At 67.6% G+C, this 17,918-nt stretch carries 19 protein-coding genes; 6 read left to right on the top strand and 13 right to left on the bottom strand.

From position 1 onward, the window contains the following. Window positions 1-2: 2 nt before the first annotated feature. The 4 genes from ligA to HPS01S_RS01845 are packed head-to-tail and all read right to left on the bottom strand — an operon-like array spanning window position 3 to window position 3,163. A complete protein-coding gene (ligA, locus tag HPS01S_RS01860) occupies window positions 3-446 on the bottom strand; it encodes a protocatechuate 4,5-dioxygenase subunit alpha (RefSeq protein WP_066150370.1) in 444 nt (147 codons plus the stop codon). Window positions 447-458: 12 nt separating this feature from the next. Next, the gene (locus HPS01S_RS01855) at window positions 459-1,394 is read right to left on the bottom strand and encodes an amidohydrolase family protein (RefSeq protein WP_066150367.1); all 936 of its coding nucleotides are present in this window, start codon (window positions 1,392-1,394) and stop codon (window positions 459-461) included. Between the two features lie 9 nt (window positions 1,395-1,403). Continuing rightward, on the bottom strand, window positions 1,404-2,087 hold the full coding sequence (ligK, locus tag HPS01S_RS01850) for a 4-carboxy-4-hydroxy-2-oxoadipate aldolase/oxaloacetate decarboxylase (RefSeq protein ID WP_066150365.1): 684 nt from the start codon (window positions 2,085-2,087) through the stop codon (window positions 1,404-1,406). Window positions 2,088-2,116: 29 nt separating this feature from the next. After that, entirely contained in the window at window positions 2,117-3,163 is a 1,047-nt protein-coding gene (locus HPS01S_RS01845; protein WP_066150362.1) for an amidohydrolase family protein, read from the bottom strand. Window positions 3,164-3,286: 123 nt separating this feature from the next. Between HPS01S_RS01845 and HPS01S_RS01840 the strand changes: the two genes are divergently transcribed. After that, on the top strand, window positions 3,287-4,189 hold the full coding sequence (locus HPS01S_RS01840) for a LysR substrate-binding domain-containing protein (RefSeq protein ID WP_066150360.1): 903 nt from the start codon (window positions 3,287-3,289) through the stop codon (window positions 4,187-4,189). Between the two features lie 12 nt (window positions 4,190-4,201). On the opposite strand, the gene HPS01S_RS01835 is transcribed toward HPS01S_RS01840, so the two are convergent. The 7 genes from HPS01S_RS01835 to HPS01S_RS01805 all read right to left on the bottom strand — a co-directional run bounded on the left by HPS01S_RS01835 (window position 4,202) and on the right by HPS01S_RS01805 (window position 11,207). Continuing rightward, a complete protein-coding gene (locus HPS01S_RS01835; protein ID WP_066150357.1) occupies window positions 4,202-5,158 on the bottom strand; it encodes an AEC family transporter in 957 nt (318 codons plus the stop codon). Window positions 5,159-5,176: 18 nt separating this feature from the next. Then, complete coding sequence (locus HPS01S_RS01830) at window positions 5,177-6,088, bottom strand: NAD(P)-dependent oxidoreductase (RefSeq protein WP_066150354.1); 912 nt, start codon at window positions 6,086-6,088, stop codon at window positions 5,177-5,179. A 12-nt stretch (window positions 6,089-6,100) separates the two neighbouring features. Continuing rightward, window positions 6,101-7,090, bottom strand: coding sequence for a Bug family tripartite tricarboxylate transporter substrate binding protein (locus tag HPS01S_RS01825; protein WP_066150351.1), 990 nt, complete (start codon window positions 7,088-7,090; stop codon window positions 6,101-6,103). A gap of 120 nt (window positions 7,091-7,210) precedes the next feature. After that, window positions 7,211-8,527 (bottom strand): TRAP transporter large permease, encoded by a 1,317-nt coding sequence (locus tag HPS01S_RS01820; RefSeq protein ID WP_066150348.1) that lies wholly within the window; start codon window positions 8,525-8,527, stop codon window positions 7,211-7,213. A 19-nt stretch (window positions 8,528-8,546) separates the two neighbouring features. Next, entirely contained in the window at window positions 8,547-9,068 is a 522-nt protein-coding gene (locus HPS01S_RS01815; RefSeq protein WP_066150345.1) for a TRAP transporter small permease, read from the bottom strand. A 156-nt stretch (window positions 9,069-9,224) separates the two neighbouring features. After that, the gene (locus HPS01S_RS01810) at window positions 9,225-10,253 is read right to left on the bottom strand and encodes a TRAP transporter substrate-binding protein (RefSeq protein ID WP_066150342.1); all 1,029 of its coding nucleotides are present in this window, start codon (window positions 10,251-10,253) and stop codon (window positions 9,225-9,227) included. Between the two features lie 174 nt (window positions 10,254-10,427). Continuing rightward, window positions 10,428-11,207, bottom strand: coding sequence for an IclR family transcriptional regulator (locus tag HPS01S_RS01805; RefSeq protein ID WP_066150339.1), 780 nt, complete (start codon window positions 11,205-11,207; stop codon window positions 10,428-10,430). A 123-nt stretch (window positions 11,208-11,330) separates the two neighbouring features. On the opposite strand from HPS01S_RS01805, the gene HPS01S_RS01800 reads away from it, so the two are divergent. The 5 genes from HPS01S_RS01800 to HPS01S_RS01780 are packed head-to-tail and all read left to right on the top strand — an operon-like array spanning window position 11,331 to window position 15,921. After that, a complete protein-coding gene (locus HPS01S_RS01800) occupies window positions 11,331-12,302 on the top strand; it encodes a Bug family tripartite tricarboxylate transporter substrate binding protein (RefSeq protein WP_066150335.1) in 972 nt (323 codons plus the stop codon). A gap of 30 nt (window positions 12,303-12,332) precedes the next feature. After that, window positions 12,333-13,016, top strand: a complete 684-nt coding sequence (locus HPS01S_RS01795) for an RraA family protein (RefSeq protein WP_066150332.1) — start codon at window positions 12,333-12,335, stop codon at window positions 13,014-13,016. Next, the gene (locus HPS01S_RS01790; protein ID WP_066150330.1) at window positions 13,013-13,951 is read left to right on the top strand and encodes an NAD(P)-dependent oxidoreductase; all 939 of its coding nucleotides are present in this window, start codon (window positions 13,013-13,015) and stop codon (window positions 13,949-13,951) included. The genes HPS01S_RS01795 and HPS01S_RS01790 overlap by 4 nt, the downstream gene beginning before the upstream one ends. 23 nt (window positions 13,952-13,974) lie before the next feature. Beyond that, complete coding sequence (locus HPS01S_RS01785) at window positions 13,975-14,961, top strand: Bug family tripartite tricarboxylate transporter substrate binding protein (protein WP_066150326.1); 987 nt, start codon at window positions 13,975-13,977, stop codon at window positions 14,959-14,961. Between the two features lie 33 nt (window positions 14,962-14,994). After that, window positions 14,995-15,921 (top strand): SMP-30/gluconolactonase/LRE family protein, encoded by a 927-nt coding sequence (locus tag HPS01S_RS01780; RefSeq protein WP_066150324.1) that lies wholly within the window; start codon window positions 14,995-14,997, stop codon window positions 15,919-15,921. A 73-nt stretch (window positions 15,922-15,994) separates the two neighbouring features. Here the strand turns inward: HPS01S_RS01780 and HPS01S_RS01775 are convergent, their stop codons facing one another. Both HPS01S_RS01775 and HPS01S_RS01770 read right to left on the bottom strand, forming a co-directional pair. Then, a complete protein-coding gene (locus HPS01S_RS01775; RefSeq protein WP_066150321.1) occupies window positions 15,995-17,032 on the bottom strand; it encodes a TRAP transporter substrate-binding protein in 1,038 nt (345 codons plus the stop codon). A gap of 37 nt (window positions 17,033-17,069) precedes the next feature. Beyond that, window positions 17,070-17,864 (bottom strand): GntR family transcriptional regulator, encoded by a 795-nt coding sequence (locus HPS01S_RS01770; protein WP_066150318.1) that lies wholly within the window; start codon window positions 17,862-17,864, stop codon window positions 17,070-17,072. Window positions 17,865-17,918 lie beyond the last annotated feature (54 nt).

Here is a 17,918-nt window from a genome sequence, read left to right as displayed (position 1 = left end):
GCTCAGGCTCCTTTGTTCTTGCCGGCCGCACCCTGGGGTTGCCGGTGGGGTTGTGCGTCGCCGTCCTCGCCGAGGTAGCGGTTGCCCTCTGCCGAGCGGCCGCCGGCCAGCATCATGGCGCGGTATTCCTCTTCGGTCATGCCGGTCATGGAGCCTGCCATCTGCTGGAAGCTCTTGCCGTCGGTGGCACCGATCTTGGCGAGGAAGTAGATGTTGCCGCCCGTGCGCATGCACCAGTTGAGGTCGCGCGCCAGCACGGCCTGCTTCTGCTCTTCGGTCATCGGCCACTGGTCGAGGTAGGCGCGCTCGTCGGCCTTGAATTTCTCGCGGTTCTCGGCCTTCATCAGGCTCATGCAGAATTGGTTGAGCCAGTAGCCTTTGCGCGATTGTTCGGCGTCGAAGATGATCGTGCCGGGCACGTCCTTGTAGGGTTTGTCGAGTGCCATGGATGTCTCCTCTTACTTGACTTCTTCGGGCCAGTACAGGCGCATCGGGTTGTCCACCAGCAGCTTGCGCTGCAGTTCTGCGGTCGGCGCGATGTGCGGGATGAAGTCCACCAGCAGACCGTCGTCGGGCATGTGGTCCTTCAGGTTCGGGTGCGGCCAGTCGGTGCCCCAGAGCACGCGGTCGGGGAACTCCTCGACCACCTTGCGCGCAAACGGCACCACGTCCTGGTAGGCGGCCTGCTCACCTTTCAAGGCCTTGGGTCCGGTGACCGACAGGCGCTCGGGGCAGCTGACCTTGCTCCACACGTTCTGATGTTCGCGCATGAACTTCAGGAACAGTTCGAACTCGGGGCCGTCGATGGGCTTGCTCACGTCGGGACGGCCCATGTGGTCCACCACCACCGTGGTCGGCAGCGCGGTGAAGAAGTCCCACAGCTCGGGCAGGTCCACCGCCTCGAAGTAGATGACCACGTGCCAGCCCAGCTTGTTGATGCGTCCGGCGATTTCCAGCAGCTCGTCCTTGGGCGTGAAGTCGACCAGGCGCTTGACGAAGTTGAAACGCACACCGCGCACGCCGGCGGCGTGCAACTGCTGCAGCTCTTCGTCCGTCACCGAGCGCTTGACCGTGGCCACACCGCGCGCCTTGCCGCCGCTGGACAGGCAGGCGTCCACCATGGCGCGGTTGTCGGCACCGTGGCAGGTGGCCTGCACGATCACGTTGCGCGCAAAGCCCAGGTGGTCGCGCAGCGCGTACAGCTGATGCTTGCTGGCGTCGCAGGGCGTGTACTTGCGCTCGGGCGCGTAGGGGAACTCGGCGCCAGGGCCGAACACGTGGCAGTGCGCGTCCACCGCGCCCGCGGGCAGCTGGAAGGTCGGCCTGGACGGACCGGTGTACCAGTCGAGCCAGCCGGCGGTTTTCGTGAAGTCACCGGAAGTGGGTTTGCTCATGCTGTGTCCTCAGTCGATGTATTTGAGGCCCTTGGCGGCCAGCGGTTCGCGCATCTTGTACATGTCCAGGCCCAGCACACCGCTGGCCAGCTTGGCGCGCTTCTCGCCCTCGAAGCTCTCACGCTTCTGCGCGGCGGCCAGGGTCTCGACCGCGCGGGCCGCGGGCACGCAGACCACGCCGTCGTCGTCGGCCACGATCACGTCGCCCGGGGTCACCAGCATGCCGGCGCAGACCACGGGGATGTTCACCGAGCCGATGGTTTCCTTGATGCAGCCCTTGCTGGAGATGCACTTGCTCCAGACCGGGAAGTTCATCTCGTTGAGCGTCTTCACGTCGCGCACGCCGGCGTCGATGACGAGCGCGCGGGCGCCACGTGCCTGGAAGCTGGTGGCCAGCAGGTCGCCGAAGTAGCCGTCGGTGCACTCGGCCGTGATGGCCGCGACCACGATGTCGCCCGGCTGGATCTGTTCGGCCGCCACGTGCAGCATCCAGTTGTCGCCGGGGTGCAGCAGCACGGTCACGGCCGTGCCGCTGACCTGCACGCCGGTCTGGATCGGCCGCATGTAGGGCTTGAGCAGGCCGACGCGGCCCATGGCTTCGTGCACCGTGGCCGAGCCCAGCGCGGCCAGGCCGTCGGCGGCTGCGCGGTCGGCGCGGTTGATGTTGCGGTAGACAACGCCCAGTTCGTACATGTTCTTTTCTCCTCGGGTTCTGTGATGGATTACTTGCCTTGCGCCTTCAGGCGGGCGTCCAGGCGCGGGAACACGCGGCGCGCGTTGCCTTCGTAGACCTGGTAGCGCTGCTCATCGCTCAGGTTGCCGGTGGCCTGCACGTAGCGCTTGGTGTCGTCGTAGTAGTTGCCGGTCTCGGGGTCGATGCCACGCACCGCGCCAATCATTTCGGAGGCGAACAGGATGTTGCCCACAGGGATCACCTTGGTCAGCAGGTCGATGCCCGGCTGGTGGTAGACGCAGGTGTCGAAGAACACGTTGTTCAGCAGGTGGTCCTTGAGCAGGGGCTTCTTCATCTCCTGCGCCAGGCCACGGAAGCGGCCCCAGTGGTAAGGCACCGCACCACCGCCGTGCGGGACGATGAATTTCAGCGTCGGGAAGTCCTTGAACAGGTCGCCCTGGATCAGCTGCATGAAGGCCGTGGTGTCGGCGTTCAGGTAGTGCGCGCCCGTGGTGTGGAAGCAGGCGTTGCAGGAGGTGGAGACGTGGATCATCGCCGGGATGTCGTACTCGACCATCTTCTCGTAGATGGGGTACCACGACTTGTCGGTCAGCGGCGGGCTGGTCCAGTGGCCACCCGACGGATCGGGGTTGAGGTTCAGGCCGACGTTGCCGTACTGCTCCACGCACTTGACCAGTTCGGGGATGCAGGTCGCGGGGTCCACACCCGGCGACTGCGGCAGCATGGCGGCCGGCACGAAGTGGTCGGGGAACAGCTGGCTGACGCGGTAGCAGAGCTCGTTGCAGATCGCGGCCCAGGTGGACGACACATTGAAGTCGCCGATGTGGTGGGCCATGAAGCTGGCGCGCGGGCTGAAGATGGTGATGTCCGAGCCGCGCTCTTTCATGAGCTTGAGCTGGTTGGTCTCGATGGACTCGCGCAGCTCGTCGTCGCTGATCTTGAGGTCACTGACCTTGGGCATCGCGGCCGGGTCCTTGATGCCGGCGATCTGCTGGTTGCGCCAGTTCTCCAGCGCCTTGGGGGCCGTGGTGTAGTGGCCGTGGCAATCGATGATGAGGGGCTTCTGCAGGCTCATGCGCGGGTCTCCTTGTGGTTCAGCCGACATTCTGGGCGGACGGCCCATGGTCAACCAGCACCGCGCCCCGCTACCAGATAGAGCGAAAATGCATATCTTGAGCAGCGTTATTCCAGATCAGAGATGGACCTCAAACAACTCGAATATTTCGTGCGCGTCGCCGAGCTGGGCAGCTTCACCAAGGCCGCACTGGCGCTGGACGTGGCCCAGCCCGCCCTCTCTCGCCAGGTGCGCCTGCTGGAGGTCGAACTCCGTCAGAACCTGCTGATCCGCAACGGCCGCGGAGCCACGCCCACCGACGCCGGCAAGCTGCTGCTGGAGCACGGCCGCGGCATCCTGCACCAGGTGGAGCGCGCGCGCGAAGAGCTGGGCCGGGTGCGCGGTGCGCTGGCCGGGCGCGTGGCCATCGGCCTGCCTCCCAGCCTGGCGCGCGTGATGACGGTGCCTCTGACGCGCGCCTTCCGGGCCCAGCTGCCCGAGGCCAGCCTCTCGATCAGCGAGGGTCTGTCGGCCACCATGCAGGAATGGCTGCACACCGGCCGGCTGGACATCGCCGTGCTCTACAACGCCGCGCCGGCGCCCGACATCGAGATCACGCCGCTGATGGAGGAAGAGCTGCTGCTGGTGCAGCCGCGCCCGCCTGGCCTGGCGGAAGAACCGCCACCACCACCCGTGCCGCTGGCCGAAGTGGCCGCGCTGCCGCTGGTGATTCCGAGCCGGCCCAACGCGCTGCGCATGCATGTGGAGGCCGAGATGGCCGCCATCGGCCTGCGGCCCACTGTGGCGCTGGAGATCGACGGCGTCTCGGCCATCCTCGACCTGGTGGCCGATGGCGCGGGCGCGGCCCTGCTTTCGCGCCAGGCCGTGATTTCTTCGATCCGGCCTTCGGCCTACCGCATGCGACCGACCGAACCGCGGCTGCGCACCCGCGTGAGCCTGGCCACCAGTTCGCAGCGCCCGGCCACGCTGACGCAGCGCGCGACGCTGGACCTCATCACCCAGGTGCGCGCCGAGTTGGGACTCTGAACAGGTGGTTGGTCAGCCCAGCCAGCCAGCGCTGTGGCGCAGCAGCCAGAGCAGGCCGCTTAGCGTGAAGAACGAGGCCAGTGTGCCCACCAGCAGCGCCGCCGAGGCCAGGCCCTCGTGGCCGTGGCGCTGGGCCAGGATGGCGTAGATGCCCATCGTCGGCAGGGCGCCGGTCAGCAGCAGCGCCACCTTCAGCTGCGGATCGCCGATCGGCACCAGCCAGGTCATCACCGCCAGCAGGCACAGCGGGTGCAGCACCAGTTTGCCCACGCCAATCTGCGCCACCGCCGCGCGCAGGCCCTGCAGCTTCAGGCCCACCAGGCTGCCGCCGATCACGAACAGCGAGAGCGCACTGCTGGCCTGCGCGAACAGCGTGACGGTGCGCGAGACCGGCGACGGCATGGGAATGCCGAGCGCCGACACCAGGAAGCCCGCCACGATGGCGATGATCAGCGGGTTGCGCGCCAGCCCCTGCAGCGTCTGCATCACCAGCTGTCGCCAGTGGCCGGCCTCGTGCCGTTCCATGTCGGCCAGCGCCAGCAGGATGGGGATGATCAGCAGGTTCTCCACCACCATGTTCAGCGCCAGCGCGACACCGGCCACCGGCGCGCCCAGCGTGAGCAGCATCACCGGGTAACCGACATAGCCGCTGTTGGGGCAGGTCATGCCCATGGCCATGATGGCCGAGCGGGCCATGCCTTCATGCGCCACCTTGCGGTACCAGAGCACGGTGCCGGCCAGCATGATCAGGCCGCCCAGCGCATAGGCCGCCAGGTAAGGGCCGTTGAAGATCTCGCCCACGCTGCGCTGCGACAGCGCGTTGAACAGCAGCGCCGGCAGCGCGAGGTTGATGAGGAACTTGCCGAACACGCGCATGTCGCCGCGGTCGAACAGGCCACCGCGGGTGGTCAGATAGCCCAGGGCGATGCAGAGGAAAATCGGGCCGGTGATGGCCAGGATGTCGAGCATGGGAGGCAGTCCTGGCGATCAGGACAGCGGATCGTTCGCGGCGGGACGGTGGGCGAGCAGTTGGTCCGCGTAGTCCTTCCACGGCGGATTGGGGCCCAGGCCCGCGAAGTGCCCCGCGCGCGCCTGCGCCGCCATCCAGTCGTGCTTGAGCGCAATCGCCGACGCCATGAAGGGCTCGAAGCCGGCCTCGCGCACGGTGTTTGCCACCTCGCGCATCTCCTCGGCGCGGCGCTTGCCGTGCTGGGCCACGCGGCTGAAGAAGTAGGCGCCCTGCCTGGTCCAGTCGATGCCGGGAAAGGTTTCCTGCAGCGTGGCGATCATCGCGTCCTCGACACCATAGTGCCGCGCGGTGGCGTAGCTCTCGATCACCAGCGCTTCCAGCCCCTTGATCATCACGCTGCGGCACATCTTGGTGGCCGATGCGATGCCCAGCTGTTCGCTGGCGACCTGGGCGTCCATGCCCAGCGCCGCCAGCACCGGCTGCAGGCGCGCGGCGTGCGCGCCGCCGAGCAGCATGGGCACGCGGATGCCGTAGGGCGGCACCGAGGTCATGACCCCGGCCTCGACATAGTGCGCGCCGGCCGCATCGATCAGCGCCGCGGCCTTCTGCTTGGTACCGGGCGAGGCCGAGTTGAGGTCCAGGAACACACTGCCCGGCCGGACGTGCGGCGCCACCGCTTCGGCCACCGCGAGCGTGTTGCTCGCCGTCACCGCCGAGATCAGCAGCGTGGCCTGGGCGCACAGCGCAGCGGCGCTGTCGCAGGCAACGACGCCGGCCGCCGCCGCATGCGCCAGCGGCTCCTCGCGCAGCGCCGGGTCCGAGAACTTCAGGTCCCAGGCACCGGTCCAGGCGGCCTGGTCCTTGAGGCCGGCCGTGAAGGCACGGCCCACCTCGCCGTAGCCGATCAGGCCGATGCGCACGTCGCTCATACCGTGTCCTTCTTACTGTTTGGGGATACCGGCCTTCTCGATGACGGCGCCCCAGCGCTTGATGTCCGAAACGAGCAGCTGCGCTGCCTCATCGGGGGTGCTGGCATCGGCGTCGATGTTCAGGTCGGCCAGCTTCTTCTTCACCTCGGGCTTGGCCAGCGCGACGGCAATGTCCTTGTTCAGCCGGTCGATCACCGGGCGCGGCGTCTTGCCTGGCACGGCCAGCGCGTTCCAGGACGAGGCCTGGAAGTCCTTGACGCCCTGCTCCACCGCGGTCGGCACATCGGGCAGGATGCTCGAACGCTTCTTGCCGGTGACGGCCAGGGCGCGGAAGGCACCGGCCTTGATCTGGGTCAGCGTGGGCCCGAGGATCTCCACGCCCACGTCCACCTGCTTGCCGCGCAGCGCGCCGACCAGTTCCGGCGTGGCCTTGAACGGCACGACCTGCGCGTCGATGCCGGCGCTGGACTTGAACAGCTCGGCCGCCAGGTTCTGCGTGCTGCCGATGTTGATGCTGCCGATGTTGAGCTTGTTGGGGTTGGCCTTGGCGAACGCGACCAGTTCGCCCAGGGTCTTGAACGGCGACTCGGCCGGCACCACCACCACCAGGTCGAAGGTGCCCAGGGTCGAGACCGGCGCCAGGTCCTTGAGCGTGTCGTAGGGCAGGCTCTTGAACAGGCTGGCCGTGACGGCGGTGCCGTTGGACATCAGGAACATCGTGTGGCCGTCGGGCTCGGCGCGCGCCACCGTGTCGGCAGCCACCACGCCCCCGGCACCGGGCCGGTTCTCGATCGTCACCGGCTGGCCCAGCGAGGTGCTCAGCTCGGCGCCCACGATGCGGGCCGTGAGGTCGCCCGCACCGCCCGCGGCGAACGGCACCACGATGCGCAGCGGCTTGCTCGGGAAGGTTTGCGCCTGTGCGGTGGAAGCGATGCCCAGCGCGGACAGCGCCAGGGCCGATGCCAGCAGGCCGCGGCGCAGCGGAGAAACGGAACAGCTCATGGAAGTCTCCTTGTGGTGGTGTGGTCGGGAACGAAAGTCAATGTATCCAGCAGAAAAAAGGCCCGCAATCGCTCGCGGGCCCATTCAGCTATTCAAGGTCTCGATAGCCGGTGCACAGGATCACAGGCGCAGCACGAACAGCGTGATCGACGGGAACGCCACCAGGATGGCGGTGCGCACGAAGTCGCTGGTGACAAAAGGCAGGATGGCGCGGTAGGTGTGGGTGATCGGCGTGTCCTTGGCCATCGAGTTGATGACAAACAGGTTCATGCCCACCGGTGGCGTGATCAACCCCACCTCCACCACGATCAGCACCAGGATGCCGAACCAGATGGCCAGCTCTTCGGGCGGCAGGCCGAAGTCCAGCGCCATGATGATGGGGAAGAACACCGGGATGGTCAGCAGGATCATGGACAGCGAGTCCATGAAGCAGCCCAGGATCACATACAGCACCAGGATGGCGATCAGCACCAGGATCGGGCTCAGCCCCCAGCCGGCCACCGCACCGGCGGCTTCCTGCGGCAGCTGCGACAGCGCCAGGAAGGTGTTGTAGAGGCCGGCGCCCAGCACGATCATGAAAATCATGCCGGTGGCGACCGCGGTGCCCAGCACCGAGTCCAGCAGGGTCTTGCGGTTGAGACCGCCGCTGGCCCAGGCCGCGATGCCGGTGCAGAAGGCCCCGATGGCCGCGCCCTCGGTGGGCGTGAAGATGCCGGTGTAGATGCCACCGACCACCACCAGGAAGATCGCGATCACGGGCCAGGTGGCCACGGTGGCGGCGATGCGGTCCTTCATGGGCATGGGCGCCATGGTGCCCATCTCCTGCGGCTTGAGGCGCGCGTAGATGGCGATGGTGATCATGTAGCCGATGGCCGCCAGGATGCCGGGCACGAAGGCGGCCAGGAACAGCTTGGCGATGTTCTGCTCGGTCAGGATGGCGTAGATCACCAGCACCACCGACGGCGGGATCAGGATGCCCAGCGTGCCGCCAGCCGCCAGGCAGGCGGTGGAGATGCCACCGGCGTAGCCGGCGCGCTTGAGTTCGGGCAGGGCCACCTGTCCCATGGTGGCCGCGGTGGCCAGCGAGGAACCGCAGATGGCGCCGAAGCCGGCACAGGCACCCACGGCCGCCATCGCCACACCGCCCTTGCGGTGGCCGATCCAGGCCTCGGCCGCCTTGAACAGCGCGCGGGAGAGCCCGCCCAGCGCCGCGAACTGCCCCATCAGCAGGAACAGCGGGATGACCGAGAGGTTGTAGTTGGAGAAGGTGGTGAACGTGACCTGCTTGAGCTGGTTGAGGATCGGGTCGGCGTTGCCGTAGATGACCCAGGAGCCGCCCAGGCCGCACAGCAGCATGGACAGGCCGATCGGCACGCGCACAAAGATCAGCAGCAGCAGGAAGGGGAAGGACCAGAGGGCCAGTTGGATGTTGCTCATGATGCTCGGGCTCTCGGTCTCAGTGGCTGACGTTGGCTTCGACGGTCCAGCCCTTGGGCTCGGACGCCAGGCCCAGACGGGTGAGGGTCTTGGCGACGTAGCAGATGCAGCCGATCACCGCACCCACCAGGCAGAAGGCATAGGCCCACCAGATGGGCATCTGCAGGATGAAGGTGGTCTCCAGGTATTCCTTCTTCTCCAGCATGCCTTCCCAGAGCTTCCAGGTCAGCACCAGCCAGACCAGCAGCATGGCCACATCGCTGAACAGGTCCACGCCCTTCTTGAACCAGGCGGGCATGTGCATGTAGAGCAGGTCCACCGTGGCATGCCCGCCGCGCAGGTAGCACCAGGGCAGGAAGTAGAAGATGGCAATGCCCACGCCGACCTCGACCAGTTCGAAGTCGCCGGGCACGGGCCCCAGACCCAGTCCGATCATGGCGCGACCGGCCACGCTGGCCACCACCATCAGCGTCAGCGCCACCAGCACGATCCCGCCGACGATGGCCGTCCAGTTGGCCAGGCGGTAAATGAACGAAATCATCCTCAGGTCCTTTGTTGTCTTGAGCGTCACGGGGCGCTCATTGTCTCTCACACGGTCTGCGCGCGCCCTCCGGGGGGCGCGCGAGACTCTATCTCATGATTTCACATGGGTAAACTGATTTCTAATTAAGAAATCGAAGACCCTGACCTCAGGCTGTTATTTGTTGTGCTTCGCCACCAGGGCGCGGGCCTCGGACGCCAGCTTGGCGCCATCAATGCCCTTGCCCTTCATTTCCGTCACCCAGTCGGACTCGACCACCGACGCGGTGCGGCGCCAGCGCTGGGTCTCGGCCACGTCGAGCGCCACCAGGTTGTTGCGGGCCTTCTGCGCCAGCGCCAGTCCGGCCTTGTCGCCCTCGTCCATGGCGCGACCGAATGACGCCGCCAGTTCGATGCCCGAGTTGTTGTCGATCACCTTTTTCAGGTCGGCCGGCAGCTTGTCGTAGGCCGCGCGGTTCATCACGAATGCGAAGGTCTGCGTGAACAGCCCGTCCTTGCCGGCGAAGCTGGTGTGGTTCTTGACCAGTTCGGTGATCTTGATCGACGGCGCGACTTCCCACGGCACGGTGGTGCCGTCGATCACGCCCTTGGACAGGGCTTCGGTCACCGCCGGCACCGGCATGCCCACGGGTGTGGCTCCGAGCTTGACCAGCATGTTGTTGATGATGCGCGAGCCACCGCGGATCTTCATGCCGCGCAGGCTTTCCAGCCCTGTCACCGGCTGCTTGGTGTGGAACAGGCCAGGGCCGTGGGTGTGGGCGGCCAGCAGCTTGACCGACTTGAACTCGTCGGCTGCGTTCTTCTCCACGTACTCGTGGAAGGCGCGCGAACACTTCTCCGGGCCGCCGGTGCACATGAACGGCAGCTCGAACACCTCGGACTTGTTGAAGCGGCCCGGCGTGTAGCCCAGCACCGTCCAGGTGATGTCGGCCACGCCGTCGCGCGCCTGGTCGAACAGCTGGGGCGGCGAACCACCCATCTGCATGGCGTGGAAGTCCTGGATCTTGATGCGGCCGCCGGACTCGGCCTCGATCTTGCGGGCCCAGGGAATGATCGCCTTGGCGGGGATCACCGCCTGCGGCGGCAGGAACTGGTGCAGGCGAAGGGTGACGGTCTGGGCCTGGGCCAGACCGGAGAAACCGAGGGAAGCCAGCGCGATCAGCGCGCCGCGGCGAAGCATGTTCATGAAAGCGAAGTCCAGGGGAAAGGGTGAAACTCAGTCGGCTGCTTCCGGAGCCCGGAAGAACGGCTGCACTGTGCGCGCTTTGCCACCTATTGAAAAGCAGCAGGTGCGACTTTCAGCTATGCCGGTTTGCTCTGTACCAGACAGTTAATTTCACGACATTCCGACCGGGCCGGGTCATGGGTGCCAGGTCGCCGCGGCACCCCCGGCAGGCGACGGCCGCCGTGTGCCGGCGATCGCATACGACAGTTCGTTGGCCGCGGTCATCACCGTCTGCGCCAGCTCCATCAGCCGCGCCTCCGGCAGGCGCGCCGTCGGCCCCGAGATGCAGACCGAGCCCAGCAGCCGCCAGTGCAGCCCGAACACCGGCGCCGACACGCTGGACACCTCCGGCTCGCGCTCGCCCATGGACAGGTGGAAGCCCCGGCGACGGATCGACTCGTAGGGCTCGCCCGGCTCGCCCGAAAACGCCAGGATCACGCGCCCCGGCGCCCCCAGGTTCAGCGGCAGGCCGATGCCCACGCGCACGTGGTGGCGGATGGTCTGCGGCCCGTCCACCCGCGCCAGGCACTGGCGCTGCTGGCCTTCGCGCACGTAGAACGAGGCGCTCTCGCCGGTCTGCACCGTCAGCGCGCGCAGCACTGGCTCCACCACCTCGTGCACGTCGAACACCGCCTGATAACACGCGCCCAGCCAGCCCGCCGCGCGGCCCAGGCGCCAGCTGCCGTCCTCCTTCTGCACCAGGTAGTTCTCGGCCGCCAGGGTGCGCGCCAGCCGCAGCGTGGTGGTCTTGTGCATGCCGGTGCGCCGGCTCATCTCGGCCAGCGTGAGCTGGGGGTCGTCCATGCCGAAACACTCCAGCACGCGCAGCGCCCGGGTGACGGCGGTCACGCTGCCGGTGCTGCTCTCGGCGTCGGCCGTCTCGGGCGCCTCGGCGGTCTTTCGGGAGGGTTTCATGCTTTGGCCCGTGTTTCAACTATTGAAACAGCATTGTATTGAACGAAACACGTCCGTACAGTCCGCCCCAGCCGCAACCCAGCGCTGCGGCCACCACCATCCACCGACATCCGGAGACAAGACATGAACCTTTCCCGCCGCCACGCCCTCGCCGCCGCCAGCCTGCTGCTGGCCACCGGTGCCGCCTTCGCCCAGGCCTACCCCGCCAAGCCCATCAAGGTCATCGTGCCCTTCCCGGCCGGTGGCGGCACCGACCTGATCGCCCGCGAGGTGACCACCAAGATCCAGACCACCAAGGGCTGGAACTTCGTGATCGAGAACCGCCCGGGCACCGGCGGCAACATCGGCATCGACGTGGTGGCCAAGTCGCCGGCCGACGGCTACACCATCGCGCTGGGCCAGACCAGCAACCTGGCGATCAACCCGACGCTCTACAGCAAGATGCCGTACGACTCGGTCAAGGACCTGACCCCCGTCGGCCTAGTCGCCAATGCGCCGCTGGTGATGGTCGTGGGCGAGTCCTCGCCCTTCAAGTCGCTGACCGAGGTGGTGGCCGCGTCCAAGGCCAAGCCGGGTTCGCTGAACATGGCCTTCTCGGGCAACGGCACCGTGGCGCACCTGGCCAGCGTGCTGTTCCAGAAGTCGGCCGGCGTCGACTTCACCCACGTGCCCTACAAGGGCGCTGCCCAGGCAGCCACCGACGTGGTCAGCGGCCGTGTGGAGCTGTACCTGTCCTCCGTGCCCACACTGATCGGCCAGATCAAGACCGGCAAGATGCGCCCGATCGCGGTGACCTCGCTCAAGCGCGTGGACGACCTGCCCCAGGTGCCCACCATCGCCGAGTCGGGCGTGAAGGATTTCGAAGCCGTCACCTGGTTCGGCTTCGTCGCACCGGCGGGCACACCCAAGGACATCGTCGCCGTGCTCAACGCCGAGATCAACAAGGCCCTGCAGTCGGCCGACGTGAAGAAGAAGCTGAGCGACCAGGGCGCCGACGTGCTCGGCGGCACGCCCGAAGCCTTCGGCAGCCTGATCAGGAGCGACCTTGCGCGCTGGGCCCCCATCGTCAAGGCCTCGGGCGCGACTCTGGACTGATTCCCTCCCCTTCACGACCGAGAGTTCCCCATGTCCCAGCCCGACATCGTCAAAGACTTCCCGCGCGTCGCGCCCGATCTGGTGGCGCAGGCCGCCCGGTTCCAGCCGGCCATCTTCTCCGACATCAACGGCCGCCGCGGCGCGCTGCACGGGCGCATCCAGGCGCTGCGCCCGCGCATGAAGGTGGCCGGCCCGGCCTTCACCGTCGAGGTGCGCCCCGGGGACAACCTCATGATCCACGCCGCCATCGCGCTGGCCAAACCCGGCGACGTGCTGGTGATCGATGGCAAGGGCGACCAGACCTCGGCCCTGATGGGCACGATCATGATGACCGCCTGCCGCCAGCTCGGACTGGCCGGCGTGGTGGTGGACGGCGCGGTGCGCGACAGCCTGGAGATCGACGAGATGGACTACCCGGTCTTCTCGGTCGGCACCAACCCCAACGGCCCGACCAAGAACAACGGCGGCCGCATCGGTCACCCCATCAGCATCGGCGGCGTGACGGTGCATCCGGGCGACTTCGTCATCGGCGACGGCGACGGCGTGGTGGTGGTCGAGCGCGAGGTGCTGCCCGGCCTGCTGCCGCTGGCCGAGCACAAGGTGCAGGCCGAAGCCAAGCGCATCGCCCAGATCAAGGAAGGCAACACCTCGGCCTCGTGGCTGACGGCTTCGCTGGTCGCGGCCGGTGTGCTCAAGCAAGGAGAGACGTTGTGAGCGGCAAACCCGTCATCCTCATCACCGCCGCCGACCTCGCGCCGCAGGCCTTGGCCCTGCTCGCAGACCATGAAGTGGTCTTTGCCGGGAAGACGCCGACACAGGCCGACATCGTGGCGCTGGCGCGCGCGCACAACCCGGTCGGCATCATCGTGCGCTACAGCGGCGTGAATGCCGAGACCATGGACGCGGCGCCCGCGCTGCGCGTGGTCTCCAAGCACGGCAGCGGCACCGACACCATCGACAAGGCGGCCGCCGCCCAGCGCGGCATCGCCGTGACAGCCGCCGTAGGCGCCAACGCCGCGGCCGTGGCCGAGCAGGCCCTGGCCCTGCTGCTGGCCTGCGCCAAGTCGGTGGTGCAGCTGAACCAGCGCATGCACGACGGCCACTGGGACAAGGCCACGCACAAGAGCCTGGAGCTGGGCGGCCGCACGGTCGGCCTGGTCGGCCTGGGCGCCATCGGCCTGCGCTTTGCGAAGATGGCCGACGCCATGGGCCTGCGCGTGATCGGCTTCGACCCGTTCGCGAAGAACCTGCCCGATTACGTGAGCGCAGTGGACCTGGAGACGATCTGGCGCGAGTCGGACGCGATCTCGCTGCACTGCCCGCTGACGCCCGAGAACAAGGGCCTGATCAACGCGCAGACGCTGGCGCGCTGCAAGCCGGGCGTGATCGTGGTGAACACCGCGCGCGGCGGCCTGATCGACGAGCCCGCCCTGCTGGCGGCCGTGCAGTCGGGCCAGGTGCGCATGGCCGGGCTGGACAGCTTCGCCGTCGAGCCCATGACCGTGCCGCACATCTTCCACGGCCAGCCCGGTTTCATCCTCAGCCCGCACATCGGTGGCGTGACCAGCGACGCCTATGTGAACATGGGCGTGGCCGCCGCGCAGAACACGCTGGCGGTGCTGGCCCGCAGCGAAGCCGCCACCGCCTGACCCACATTACAACGGAGACATTCATGAACACATTCAATGCACGCCGCGCGCTGCTCTCGACCACCGCCCTCGCCGCCTTCGGCCTGCTGGCCGGCACCGCCCAGGCCCAGTCCATCTGGCCGTCGAAGATCGTCAAGATCGTCGTGCCCTACGCGCCCGGCGGCGCTGTGGACGTGGTCACGCGCAAGATGGCGCAGAAGCTGACCGAGCAGACCGGGCAGAGCTTCATCGTGGAAAACAAGCCCGGCGCGACCGGCACCATCGGCGCCAACCTCGTGGCCCAGGCCCAGCCCGACGGCCACACCCTGCTGGCCAACGACACCACCTACTCGCTGCTGCCGCACATCTTCAAGAAGCTGCCCTTCGACCACGCCACGCAGCTGGTGCCGGTGAGCGCCTATGTGTTCGCACCCATGGGCCTGGCGGTCAACGCTGGCTCGAAGTACAAGACCCTGGCCGATCTGACCGAGCAGGCCAAGGCCGCGCCCAACACCGTCACCTACGGCACCGGCGGCCCGGGCACCACGCCGCACTTCGCGAGCGAGGCCCTGGGCATTGCCAGCGGCGTGAACTTCATGCACATCCCCTACAAGGGTGCGGGCGAAGCCACGGCCGGCCTGCTGTCCCAGACCATCGACTTCCAGATCGCGTCCACCACCGGGCTGATGGGCAACGTCAAGGGCGGCAAGCTGCGCCTGCTGGCCGTCAGCGGCGACCAGCGACTGGCCGCCCTGCCCGATGTGCCGACCTTCCACCAGGCCGGTGTCCCATGGCGCGGCGTGGTCAACTGGACCGGTCTGTGGGCGCCCAAGAGCACGCCGGCCGAGGTGGTGCAGCGCCTGCAGAAGGAGATCGCCACCGCCATGGCGTCGGACGACATGAAGCAGTTCGCGCAAGGCATGGGCGCCGAGCCGCGCCACGCGGGCGCGGACGAGTTCGCGAAGCTGCTCAAGGACAGCACCGACGGCTGGGGCAAGGTGGTGGCCAACACCGCGTTCGAGAAGCAGTAAGGTGCGGGCATCGCCCACCGCCTGAGGCCCGCCATGTTCCTGCTCACCCCACCCGAAGTCCGCACGCTGGACGTGTTCACCACCCTGCCCGCGCGCTTCCGCCAGCGCCAGCGCACGGTCTGGAGCGACGCCAACATGGGCGGGCGCGAGGTCGATTGTTTTCTGGAGGGCCCGGTGTTCGACGACGCAGGCAACCTCTACGTGACCGACATCCCGTTCGGCCACGTGTTCCGCATCGACCCGCAGGGCGGGTGGGAGCTGGTGGCGCAGTGGGACGGCGAGCCCAACGGCATGAAGTTCCTGAACGCCACCGAGCTGCTGGTGACCGACTACCGCAACGGCCTGATGGTGGTGGACAGCCGCAGCGGCGCGGTGCGGCCCTACCTGGGCCGGCGCAACACCGAGAGCTTCAAGGGCCTGAACGACCTCACGTTCGACTCACAGGGCAACCTGTATTTCACCGACCAGGGCCAGACCGGCCTGCACGACCCCACGGGCCGCGTCTACCGGCTCAGCCCCGGCGGCCGGCTGGACCTGCTGCTGGCCAACGTGCCCAGCCCCAACGGCATCGTGCTGTCGCTGGACGAGAAATTCCTGTTCGTCGCGGCCACGCGCGGCAACTGCGTCTGGCGCATGCCGCTGCTGGCCGACGGTGGCGTGTCCAAGGCCGGGCAGTTCTTCACGTCCTACGGCCCCAGCGGCCCGGACGGCCTGGCCATGGACAGCGCCGGCCAGCTGCTGGTGGCCAACCCGGGCCTGGCCTATGTGTGGGTGCTCAACCACCGCGCCGAGCCGATGCAGGTGCTGCGCGCCGAGACCGGCGCCTCGCTCACCAACCTGGCCTTCGGCGGGCCGGAGCGCCAGACGCTGTACTGCACCGAATCCACCAGCGGCACCGTGCTGCGCGCAGAGATGGGCCATCCGGGAGCAAAGGTCCACCGACCCGACCAAGTCGTTTGATGCGATTCCCCCCAACAGAAAAGGGCTGCCGACCTTAGCCGGCAGCCCCTCGTCTGATCACTGATCGGGCGGTTTACTTGTTGTACTTGGCGATCAGCGCACGCGCCTCGGACGCCAGCTTGGCGCCGTCGATGCCCTTGGCCTTCACCTCGTTGACCCAGTCGGTCTCCACCGTCGAGGCGGTGCGCTTCCAGCGCTGCACCTCGGCCAGCTCCAGCTCGGTGATCTTGTTGCCGGCCTTGACCGCGATCTCGCGCCCGGCCTTGTCGCCGTCGTCCATGGCCTTGCCGAACAGCGCCGCGGCCACCTGGCCCGAGTTGTTGTCGATCACCTTCTTCAGGTCCGGCGGCAGCTTCTCGTAGGACGCCTTGTTCATCGAGAAGGCAAAGGTCTGCGTGTACAGGCCTTCCTTGCCGGCGAAGGTGGTGTGGTTCTTCACCAGCTCCGTGACCTTCAGCGAGGGCGTCACTTCCCAGGGAATGGTGGTGCCGTCGATCACGCCCTTGGACAGGGCTTCGGTCACCGCCGGCACCGGCATGCCCACCGGCGTGGCGCCCAGCTTCGTCAGCATGTTGTTGATGATGCGCGAACCACCGCGGATCTTCATGCCGCGCAGCGACTCCAGGCCCACCACCGGCTGCTTGGTGTGGAACAGGCCGGGGCCGTGGGTGTGCACGGCAATCAGCTTGACGTCCTTGAACTCGTCGGCGGCGAACTTCTCGACGTATTCCTGGATGGCCTTGGACGAAGCCTCGGCCGAGCTGCTCATGAACGGCAGTTCGAACACCTCGGTCTTGGGAAAGCGCCCCGGCGTGTAGCCCAGCACCGTCCAGGTGAGGTCGACCACACCGTCCTTGGCCTGGTCGAACAGCTGCGGCGGCGCGCCACCCAGCTGCATGGCGTGGAACAGCTGCACCTTGATCTTGCCGCCGGACTCGGCCTCGACCTTCTGCGCCCAGGGAACGATGGCACGGGCGGGAATGGTGGCCTGAGGCGGCAGCATCTGGTGCAGGCGCAGCGTCACGGTCTGGGCCATCGCGGTCCCGGCCGTCGCCAGGGCAGCCACCGCGCCGAGCGTGGCCAGGGCGGTGCGACGGGGAATGAGCTTCATGGGTGTCTCCTTGGGTTGAAAAACGGGATGGATGGACTCAGCGGCGGCGCCGGATCATGCGGATCGCCGGCATGTTGCCGGTCAGAGGTTCGGAGGGGTGCGCGGCCAGCACCTCGACCAGGTTGCGGCGCGCCAGCCGCGAGTGCTCGCGCATGATGGACTCGGCGCGCGCGCCCTCGCGCTGCTCGATCGCGTCCAGCACCTGCCGGTGCTGGTCCTGCGCGACGATGAGCATGTCGCGCGCCCGCGTGGACTGCGCCTGCAGCAGCACGAAACCCGAGGGCGAGGCGAACGGCAGGCTGGCGGCGCGCTCCAGCTGGCGCGTGATGGTGGGGCTGTCCGCCAGTTCGTAGAGCAGCGCGTGAAAGTGGCTGTTGAGCGCGACGTAGGCCGAGAACGCCTCGTCGTCGAGCTTGGGCGCGGTCAGCAGCGCGTCGATGCGGTCCAGGCACTGGCGCGCCTCGGCCAGCACCACCAGGGGCGCGCCGCGTTCGGCCGCCAGCCGGGCCAGCAGGCCTTCGAGCGTGCCGCGCAGTTCGATGGCGTCGGCCACGTCGCGCTCGGAAAAACTCTGCACCACATAGCCGCCACTGGGCAGGGCTTCGAGCAGGCCCTCCTGCTCCAGACGCACCAGCGCGGCTCGGATCGGGGTGCGCGACATGCCCAGCCGCTCGACGATGGCCAGCTCCGCGATGCGGGTGCCACCGGGCAGTTCGCCCGAGAGGATCAGCTCGCGCAGTTGCAGCAGCGCGCGCACCTGGGCAGTCTCGGACGACCCGCTGGGTGTGGAGGCGAGCGCTGCATCGGCTTGAAGGTCCTGGACCGTGTTCATGGATACCCAATGTATACAGAAACCCTGAAATTTCCCTCAGAGAGAACCCGATAT

Origin of the sequence: Hydrogenophaga pseudoflava NBRC 102511 (genome assembly GCF_001592285.1) — a bacterium.
Taxonomy (GTDB): Bacteria; Pseudomonadota; Gammaproteobacteria; order Burkholderiales; family Burkholderiaceae_C; genus Hydrogenophaga; species Hydrogenophaga pseudoflava.
Note: the sequence above shows the minus strand (reverse complement) of the source record. Positions and strands in the feature narration are given on the sequence as shown.